Origin of the sequence: Candidatus Sordicultor fermentans, assembly GCF_012728195.1 — a bacterium.
Classification (GTDB): Bacteria; Atribacterota; Atribacteria; order Atribacterales; family Caldatribacteriaceae; genus Sordicultor; species Sordicultor fermentans.
This window is the reverse complement of sequence record NZ_JAAYFP010000093.1, coordinates 1-2097: the sequence shown is the minus strand read 5'-3', so window position 1 is coordinate 2097 and position 2097 is coordinate 1. Positions and strand designations below refer to the sequence as shown.

Genomic DNA, 2097 nt, shown 5'->3' with positions numbered 1-2097 from the left:
TAATTTACCTCGCTCGGGAATAAGAGAGCTAATGGAGATAGCCCTCCGCGACCCGGAAGTTATCCGTTTAGAGATGGGAGAACCTCATTTCCCCACTCCCCACCTCATCTTGGAAAAACTCCAGGATTTTTACTGGCAGGGAGAAATCAAATATACTCCCACGGTGGGTATACCCAGCCTGCGAGAAAAAATTGCCCATCACTTGAAAAAAGAAAAAGGATGGGAAGTGACACCAGAAGAGGTGATAATTCTTCCTGGTTCTTTGTTTGGAACGGTAACGATTTTTTCCTCTCTCTTGGAGCCTCAAGATGAAGTTTTAGTGCCTGATCCTGGCTTTACCAACCACTTTTATCAGGTAGAGCTGTGTGGAGGAAAGATGAAGAGATATCACCTCCGGGAGGAAAATGGTTTCCTACCCGATCGAGGAGAAATAGAAAGTTTGATTACCTCTCGCACTAAAATGATACTCATCAATTCCCCTTCTAACCCTGTGGGGGTAGTGTTTCCTGAGGAAACTCTTCGCCAATTAGCTCAACTGGCAGAGGAATACGGGCTTTTGCTTATTTCTGATGAAGCTTATGAGAAATATGTTTATGAGGGAGAGCACCGGGGAATGTTTCCTTTCATAAATAAAGACAATTTGATAAGCATTTTCTCTTTTTCTAAAACTTATGCCCTGACTGGCTGGAGAGTAGGGTATATGGTTGCTCCTCTTTACCTGGTTAAACACTTAGCTAAAGTGGAAGAGTATCTTATCGCCTGTACCTCTCATCTTTCTCAAAAAGCAGCAGAAGTTGCTCTATATTTACCTCCGGAAGAAGTAGAAAAGATGGTAGATTATTACCGGGGTAACCGGGATAAAGCGGTGAGCCTTTTAGAAAAGGGAGGGTTTCGCTTTTTCAAGCCTCAGGGGGGATATTATCTGTGGATAGATATCCGGGAGTTTGGTTTGCCGTCTTTAGAGTTCTGTAAAACTCTGGTAGAGGAGAGTAAAGTAGCTCTGGCTCCTGGCGATGCCTTCGGAGAAACAGGAGAGGGGTTTGCCCGTCTCTCTATCTGCCGCAAGAGAGAAGACGTGGAAGAGGGAGTAAAAAGACTGGTAGAATTCAGAAGGAAGAGAAGATGAAAAAACCTTCTTTAATTATCACCATGGGAGATCCCTCAGGGGTGGGCCCGGAAATTATAGTAAAAAGTATAAGGAGGTGGGATATAGAAGCTATTCCCATAGTAGTAGGAGATAGGAAAATACTCAGAAAAGCCGAAGAAATACTGGGAGTAAAAATACTCTGGAGCGACTTTACCTCACCTGCGGGAAATGGCCCTTTTCTTTACGACCTGAACAATGTAGATCTGGCTTCTTTTTCCTGGGGAGAAATTTCTCCCTCCGGGGGGAAAGCGAGCTATGAATATATAGAAAAAGCCGTAGAGTTGATGGGGGAGGGAAGGGGAGAGGGAGTGGTTACTGCTCCTATAAACAAAGAAGCAATCCACAAAGCCGGTATTCCTTTTATTGGCCACACTGAAATTTTTCAAGAGTTAACCCACAGCGAGGAAGCCTTAACTATGTTTCAAGTAAAGAGCTTGCGAGTTTTTTTCTTTACCCGTCATCTTCCTCTCAAAATAGCAATAGAGCAAGTCAAAAAAGATAAAATTGCCCAATTTATCCCTCGCATGCATTATTATCTTCAAAAGTTGGGCCTATCTCATCCCCGCATAGCGGTAGCTGCTTTGAACCCCCATGGAGGAGAAAGAGGGCTTTTGGGAGAGGAAGAAACAAAAGAGATTATTCCCGCTCTGGAGCTGGTGCGAAGTGGAGGGATAGAAATCTCCGGGCCCTATCCGGCAGATTCTATCTTCTGGCGATCTTTTCAAGGAGAATTTGATGCCGTCTTGTCTCTTTATCACGACCAGGGACATATTGCCACTAAGTGTTTAGATTTTTATAAAACGGTGAGTGTGACTTTAGGATTGCCCTTTATTCGCACCTCTCCCGACCACGGAACAGCTATGGATATTGCAGGAAAGGGAATAGCGAACGAAGAAAGCATGTTAGAAGCTTGCCGACATGCTGCCCAATATGCCGTATATTATTAAATT

At 44.1% G+C, this 2097-nt stretch carries 2 protein-coding genes; both read left to right on the top strand.

Annotated features, from left to right (window positions below; all coding sequences use genetic code 11):
* Window positions 1-1126 (top strand): pyridoxal phosphate-dependent aminotransferase (locus tag GXZ17_RS04275; RefSeq protein ID WP_409376049.1); only part of this gene is annotated, 1126 nt, incomplete at its 5' end.
* Window positions 1123-2094 carry a 4-hydroxythreonine-4-phosphate dehydrogenase PdxA gene (pdxA, locus tag GXZ17_RS04270; RefSeq protein ID WP_409376048.1) on the top strand — a complete coding sequence of 324 codons (972 nt, stop codon included), beginning with the start codon at window positions 1123-1125 and terminating at the stop codon, window positions 2092-2094. The genes GXZ17_RS04275 and pdxA, both read left to right, overlap by 4 nt.
* Window positions 2095-2097: the final 3 nt, after the last annotated feature.